Here is a 6,187-nt window from a genome sequence, read left to right on the forward strand (position 1 = left end):
CGGCGCCCGCCGGGCCAGCGCGGTGCGTATCGCCCGGTCGATCGCGTTCGGTAGCTGCTCGGCGACGTTCACCTCGACCAGGTAGTCGCTGGCCACATCCTTGAACAGGGCCTGCAGGTCCACCTCCTGCTGGTAGGCGCCGCCCATCGCGGAGCGGGCGGTCTGGCCCACGATCGCCACCACCGGCACGTGGTCGAGCTTGGCGTCGTACAGGCCGTTGAGCAGGTGGATCGCGCCCGGTCCGGAGGTGGCCAGGCACACCCCCACCCGGCCGCTGAACTTCGCGTAGCCCACGGCGGCCAGCGCGGCCATCTCCTCGTGCCGGGCCTGCACGAACCGCGGCCGGTCGTCGGAGCGACCGAACGCGGCCACGATGCCGTTGATGCCGTCACCCGGATAGGCGAAAACCTGCTCCACACCCCAGTCACGCAGCCGTCGCAACACGTAGTCGCCGACCAGTTCAGCCACAGTGGTTCAGCTCCTTCCCCGTATCCGGTATGGGCTACCCGCACCGTGCCGCATCCGCACATAACGATTAGATAACGTACGTGGGCGCTGACATTTGCACCGGTCTTCTATTGCATTCCGCAACAGTTGTTCCAGACATCAGAACTTGATGTTTCGAGCGGCGGAAGATCGGGCAGCCGAAGGTATGGAACCGGATCTACGGGCCGTTTTGGAGGACCTGTCCTACCCGGCGGACAAGTGGCAGATCATCGCGTGCACCGGTGTGTACGGCTTCGACTCGACCACCCGCCGCACGCTGTACCGCCTGCCGGCGCGCCGGTACCGCAGTCCCGACGATGTGGCCGAAGCCCTCGGACCGGCGGGCCGGTTGGAGTCCGGTAAGGGCGGGTAGCCCGTCGCGGTGAGCAACCCGGACAGTCCGACCGTCCTCTTCGATGTGGACGGCACCCTGGTGGACAGCAACTACCACCACGCGATCGCCTGGTTCCAGGCATTCCAGCGCTACGACGTCACCGTGCCGGTCTGGCGCATCCACCGCGCCATCGGCATGGGCGGCGACCGGCTGGTCGCGCGGGTGGCCGGCGACGACGTCGAGAACCGGCTCGGCGACGAGGTCCGGGCGGCGTGGAAGGAACGCTACGAGCCGATGCTCCCCGAGGTGCGCGGCTTCGCCGGGGCCCACGACCTGGTGGCCGCCGCGGCCGGTCGCGGCTGGCGGGTGGCACTGGCCAGTTCCGGGGATCCGGCCCACGTGGAGCACTACCTCGACCTGCTCGACCTGCGTGCCCTGGCCGATGCCTGGACCAGCGCCGGGGACGTGTCCGACACCAAGCCCGCGCCGGACCTGCTCGAGGTCGCGTTGCGGCGGGCCGGCGGCGGCCCCGCCGTGCTCATCGGCGACTCGGTCTGGGACTGCGAGTCCGCCGAACGCGCCGGGCTGCCCTGTGTCGGCCTGCTCACCGGCGGGTTCGGCGAGTTCGAACTGCGCGATGCCGGCGCGGTGGCGGTGTACGAGGATCTGCCCGACCTGCGCGCGGCGCTCGACGACCTTCCGTTCAGGGTCGCAGCACGGTCTTGATCATACCGTCCTGCTTCTTCTGGAAGTTCTCGTAGGCCTGCGGCGCGGCCTCCAGCGGCAGATGGTGGGTGGCGAACGACTCGGTGCCCAGCGGGTCCTCGTCGGTCAGCAGCGGCAGGATGTCCGGGACCCAGCGCCACACGTTGGCCTGGCCCATCCGGAGCTGGATCTGCTTGTCGAACAACGTCATCATCGGCATCGGGTCGAGCATGCCCGTGTACACCCCGATGATCGAGATGGTGCCGCCGCGCCGGACCACGTCGATCGCCAGCCGCAGCGCGTGCAGCCGGTCGATCCCGGCCCGGCGCATCAGGTTTCCCGCCACCGCGTCGGGCAGCAGCGTGGTCATCTCCTGGGCCATCCGGGCCGCCGGCGCGCCGTGCGCCTCCATGCCGACCGCGTCGATCACCGTGTCCGGCCCGCGTCCGTCGGTCAGCTCGCGGATCACGTCGGCCAGGTCGTTCGGGTGCTCGCGCAGGTCGAGGGTGTGCACCCCGCGTGCCCTCGCCCGCGCGAGCCGCTCCGGCACCAGATCGACGCCGATCACCTGGCCCGCGCCGCGGTGTAGCGCGACGCGAGCGGACATGTCGCCGATCGGGCCCAGACCGAGCACCGCGACGCTGCCGCCGGCCGGAATCCCGGCGTACTCGACCGCCTGCCAGGCCGTGGGCAACACGTCGGAGAGGTAGACGAACCGGTCGTCCGGCGGACCCTGCGGGACCTTGATCGGCAGCGTGTTGCCGAACGGGACCCGCAGGTACTCCGCCTGCCCGCCGGGCACCGCGCCGTACAGGCTGGTGTAGCCGAACAGGCTGGCGCCCATGCCGGTCTCGCGCATCTGGGTCGTCTCGCACTGGGACTGCAGGCCCTGGCCGCACATGAAGCAGGTGCCGCAGGAGACGTTGAACGGCACGACCACCCGGTCGCCCGGCACCACCTCGGTGACCTCGGAACCGACCTCCTGCACCACCCCCATCGGCTCGTGGCCGAGGATGTCGCCCTCGGCGAGGAACGGCCCGAACAGCTCGTAGAGGTGCAGGTCCGACCCGCAGATGCCGGTCGAGGTGACCTTGATGATCACGTCGGTCGGCTCCTTGATGGCCGGATCGGGCACGGTGTCCACCCGGACGTCCCGCTTGCCGTGCCACGTGACCGCCTTCATCGCACACCTCTTCGTCTCGGGGTTTCGTGACCGGAGGCGTTCCCCCGGTCCGACGCGCTAAACGGAGGAGGTATGGATCCGGCGGCACCGGGTAGTCGGGAGCCATGTCCGTCGCCACCGTGCCCAAGGGTCCTACCGACCTGTCCCGCCGATCCTGGTGGGGGGTGCTGCGCCGCACGTTCCGGGAGTTCAACGACGACAACCTCGGCGACTGGGCCGCGGCACTGACCTACCGGTCGGTGATGTCGATCTTCCCCATGCTGGTGGTGCTGATCGCGGTGCTCGGCATGCTCGGCCCGTCGGCCACCCGGACGGTCACCGACACCATCACCCAACTGGTGCCCGGGCAGGGCCGGGACCTGCTGCTCGACGTCGTGGCGCAACTGCAGTCCGCGCGCACCGTCGCCAGCCCGATCGCGATCTTCGGCCTCGCTCTGGCGCTGTGGTCGGCCTCCGGCTACGTGGCGTCCTTCATCCGGGCCAGCAACGCGATCTACGAGGTGGAGGAAGGCCGGCCGGTGTGGAAGACCTGGCCGCTGCGCCTGGGCATCACGCTCGTCGTCGTCGTGCTGCTCACCGCCTGCGCGGTCGGCGTGATCGCCACCGGCGCCCTGGCCGACCGCATCGGCCAGCTGCTCGGCATCGGCTCGACCGGCGTGCTGATCTGGGAGATCGCCAAATGGCCGGTGATCGCGCTCCTGGTCAGCCTGGTGTTCGCGCTGCTCTACTGGGTCTCGCCGAACGTGCGGCTGCCGGGCTTCCGCTGGGTCAGTCCGGGCGGCCTGCTCGCCGTCGCGATCTGGGCGCTGGCCTCGGTCGGCTTCGCCCTCTACATCGCCAACTTCGGCTCCTACAACAAGACCTACGGCTCGCTGGCCGGCGTGATCGTGTTCCTGGTCTGGCTGTGGCTGTCCAACGTCGCGATCCTGCTCGGCGCCGAACTCGACGCCGAGCTGATCCGCGGCCGCCAACTCGAGGCCGGCCAGCCGGACGAGGAACCGTTCCTGCCGCCGCGCGACACCCGAGCCTCCGACGACGAATGACGCGCGGGTCGGTTCAGACCGTGCGGCGGGCGCGGGACAGCGCCAGCCCGGCGAGGACCGTGGCGATCCCGCCGGCCGCCAGGGCCACCCAACCGCCGACCACTCCATAGCCCTTGCCGGGGCCGCCGTCGGCGGCGGCCACCACGACGCCGCCGATGACGACGCTGACCAGACCGGCTGCCAGGGCCAGGACGGCGCCCCGTCGACCGGTGCGGGTGGCGGAGCGGGCCAGGGCGCGACCGCCGATGATCGCGCCGGCCAGGCCGAGCAGCGCGGCGAGGGTGGCCCAGAACCGTCCGGTGGTCAGGCCGTAGGAGTCGGCGGCGGGCGGCAGGGCCAGGGCGAAGGTGGTTGTCAACATGGGACGATCCTGCTCGGCAAGCGCACCCCCGGTCGTCCGGCGAGCGCAGACGGTTCGCGCTGCCACCGATGCGGTAGGCCGCCGAAAAGTACTGCGGGTGCGGGATTTGTCCGGGCCGGTATCCGGTTAGGGTGCGCGCATGGGCAGGCGGGTCACGGACTGGGCGATCGCCGTCGCCGTGGCGGCGACGCTGGTGGTCACCGGCTTGTCCCGCCGGGACTCCACCGACCTCGACCTGCTCGGCTACCTGTTGCTGGCGGGCAGCGGCCTGGCCCTGGTCGCGCGTCGCCGCGCGCCGGTCCCGGTGCTGGCCGGCACCGGGTTGTGCGCGGTGGGTTACCAGGCGGCCGGTTTCGACATACCGGCCGTCGCGTACCTGTTCGCGGTGTACGCCGCCGTGCGGGCCGGACACCGGGTGAGCACGATCGCGGTGAGCGTGCTCATGCTGGCCGCGCTTCCCGTGGCCGCCATGGCTTCCGGGCTGCACGACACGGGCGAGGCGTTCGCCCAGGCCCGCGGCGCCCTCGAACTGGCCTGGCTGATCGCGGCCGGCGCGGCGGGTGAAGCCCTGCGCCAGGCCGAGAAGCGGGCGGACGAGGCCGAGCGCACCCGGGAGGAGACCGCGCGGCGGCGGGCCGGCGAGGAGCGGCTGCACCTGGCGCGGGAACTGCACGACTCGCTCACCCACCAGATCTCGGTGATCAAGGTGCAGGCCGAGGCGGCCGTCCATCTGGCCCAGCGGCGCGGCGAACCGGTGCCGGAGGCACTGCTGGCGATCCGGGACGCCGGCCGGGAGGCGTCCCGGGAACTGCGGGCGACCCTGGAGGCGTTGCGGGACGACGACCTGAACCCGCCGCGCGGGCTCGACCACGTCCCGGAACTGGTGGACCGGGCCCGGACGAGCGGGCTGGCGGCGACGCTGACGATCGGCGGCGACCGCAACGCGGTGCCGGCCGCGGTGGACCGGACCGCGTACCGGATCGTGCAGGAGTCGCTGACCAACATCGCCCGGCACGCGGCCGCCACCACCGCGTCGGTCCGGATCGACTACCAGCCCGGCACTCTGGTCATCCGCGTCGACGACGACGGTGCTACCACACCGGAAACCGCGCCGGTCCCCGGTGTCGGGCTGCTCGGCATGCGCGAACGGGTCACCGCCCTCGGCGGTCACCTCCGGGCCGCACCGCGCGGCGAGGGCGGCTTCACCGTCCACGCCGAACTTCCCGTGGACCAGCCGTCGTGATCACCGTCCTGCTGGTCGACGACCAGCCCCTCATCCGCAGCGGGTTCCGCGCGCTGCTCGACGCGGAGGACGACATCGAGGTGGTCGCCGAGGCCGCCGACGGCCACGAAGGCCTGGCGCTGGCTCGCGCCCACCGGCCCGACATCGCGCTCGTCGACATCCAGATGCCGGTCCTGGACGGCATCGAGACCACCCGGCGCATCGCCGCCGACCCGGCCCTGGCCGCGGTCCACGTCGTCATCCTGACCAACTACGGCCTGGACGAGTACGTGTTCCACGCGCTGCGCGCGGGCGCGGCCGGGTTCCTGGTCAAGGACATCCAACCCGAGGACTTCCTGCACGCCATCCGGGTCGCCGCCCGCGGTGACGCCCTGCTCGCACCCTCGATCACCCGCAAACTGATCAACCGCTACCTCACCCGGCCGCCCGGCATCGCCACCGGCCTCAAGGAGTTGACCAACCGCGAACGCGAGGCCGTCACCCTGGTCGCGCACGGCCTGTCCAACGACCAGATCGCGGCCCGCATGGTCATCACGCCGCTCACCGCCAAGACCCACATCAACCGCGCGATGACCAAACTCCACGCCCGCGACCGCGCCCAACTCGTCGTCCTCGCCTACGAATCCGGCCTCGTCACCCCGGGCAGCCCCTGATGCCGAGCCGTCACATACGGCAGGCGCGGTGCGACTGGATAGGTGCACTGTGGATTCCGGCGAGGGATTCCGGCGAGGGATCCCGGCGAGGAGGACGGCTGATGGACGCGACGTTGCTCGGGGTACTGATCACCGCGGCGGTGTCCCTGATCGGAGTCCTGGCCACCCTGCAGGCAAAC

At 71.3% G+C, this 6,187-nt stretch carries 9 protein-coding genes; 6 read left to right on the plus strand and 3 right to left on the minus strand.

All coding sequences use genetic code 11. The features are described 5' to 3' along the window. A partial coding sequence (locus VFO68_RS03120) for a thiamine pyrophosphate-binding protein (protein WP_325156599.1) occupies positions 1-468 on the minus strand: 468 nt, incomplete at its 3' end. 184 nt (positions 469-652) lie between these two features. Here VFO68_RS03120 and VFO68_RS03125 point away from each other — a divergent pair. Continuing rightward, positions 653-859 (plus strand): DUF2795 domain-containing protein, encoded by a 207-nt coding sequence (locus tag VFO68_RS03125; RefSeq protein WP_325156600.1) that lies wholly within the window; start codon positions 653-655, stop codon positions 857-859. A 9-nt stretch (positions 860-868) separates the two neighbouring features. Then, a complete protein-coding gene (locus tag VFO68_RS03130) occupies positions 869-1,546 on the plus strand; it encodes an HAD family hydrolase (RefSeq protein ID WP_325156601.1) in 678 nt (225 codons plus the stop codon). On the opposite strand, the gene VFO68_RS03135 is transcribed toward VFO68_RS03130, so the two are convergent. Then, positions 1,524-2,708, minus strand: a complete 1,185-nt coding sequence (locus VFO68_RS03135) for a zinc-dependent alcohol dehydrogenase (protein ID WP_325156602.1) — start codon at positions 2,706-2,708, stop codon at positions 1,524-1,526. The two genes, VFO68_RS03130 and VFO68_RS03135, sit on opposite strands and share 23 nt — an antisense overlap. A 104-nt stretch (positions 2,709-2,812) precedes the next feature. On the opposite strand from VFO68_RS03135, the gene VFO68_RS03140 reads away from it, so the two are divergent. Further along, complete coding sequence (locus tag VFO68_RS03140; RefSeq protein ID WP_325156603.1) at positions 2,813-3,751, plus strand: YihY/virulence factor BrkB family protein; 939 nt, start codon at positions 2,813-2,815, stop codon at positions 3,749-3,751. A 13-nt stretch (positions 3,752-3,764) separates the two neighbouring features. Here the strand turns inward: VFO68_RS03140 and VFO68_RS03145 are convergent, their stop codons facing one another. After that, positions 3,765-4,112, minus strand: a complete 348-nt coding sequence (locus VFO68_RS03145) for a DUF6223 family protein (protein ID WP_325156604.1) — start codon at positions 4,110-4,112, stop codon at positions 3,765-3,767. Between the two features lie 139 nt (positions 4,113-4,251). On the opposite strand from VFO68_RS03145, the gene VFO68_RS03150 reads away from it, so the two are divergent. From VFO68_RS03150 to VFO68_RS03160, 3 genes are all read left to right on the plus strand, one after another. Then, entirely contained in the window at positions 4,252-5,355 is a 1,104-nt protein-coding gene (locus tag VFO68_RS03150; RefSeq protein ID WP_325156605.1) for a sensor histidine kinase, read from the plus strand. Beyond that, on the plus strand, positions 5,352-6,008 hold the full coding sequence (locus tag VFO68_RS03155) for a response regulator transcription factor (protein ID WP_325156606.1): 657 nt from the start codon (positions 5,352-5,354) through the stop codon (positions 6,006-6,008). The genes VFO68_RS03150 and VFO68_RS03155 overlap by 4 nt, the downstream gene beginning before the upstream one ends. Further along, positions 6,008-6,187: hypothetical protein (locus tag VFO68_RS03160; protein WP_325156607.1), on the plus strand; the 180-nt coding region annotated here is incomplete at its 3' end. The genes VFO68_RS03155 and VFO68_RS03160, both read left to right, overlap by 1 nt.

Origin of the sequence: Actinophytocola sp., from assembly GCF_035712165.1 — a bacterium.
In the GTDB taxonomy this organism is placed as follows: Bacteria; Actinomycetota; Actinomycetes; order Mycobacteriales; family Pseudonocardiaceae; genus DASYTH01.

Coding starts and splice junctions, on each gene's coding strand:
- VFO68_RS03150 (WP_325156605.1), top strand. CDS start 4,252: ATGGGCAGGCGGGTCACGGACTGGGCGATCGCCGTCGCCGTGGCGGCG.
- VFO68_RS03125 (WP_325156600.1), top strand. CDS start 653: ATGGAACCGGATCTACGGGCCGTTTTGGAGGACCTGTCCTACCCGGCG.
- VFO68_RS03140 (WP_325156603.1), top strand. CDS start 2,813: ATGTCCGTCGCCACCGTGCCCAAGGGTCCTACCGACCTGTCCCGCCGA.
- VFO68_RS03135 (WP_325156602.1), bottom strand. CDS start 2,708: ATGAAGGCGGTCACGTGGCACGGCAAGCGGGACGTCCGGGTGGACACC.
- VFO68_RS03145 (WP_325156604.1), bottom strand. CDS start 4,112: ATGTTGACAACCACCTTCGCCCTGGCCCTGCCGCCCGCCGCCGACTCC.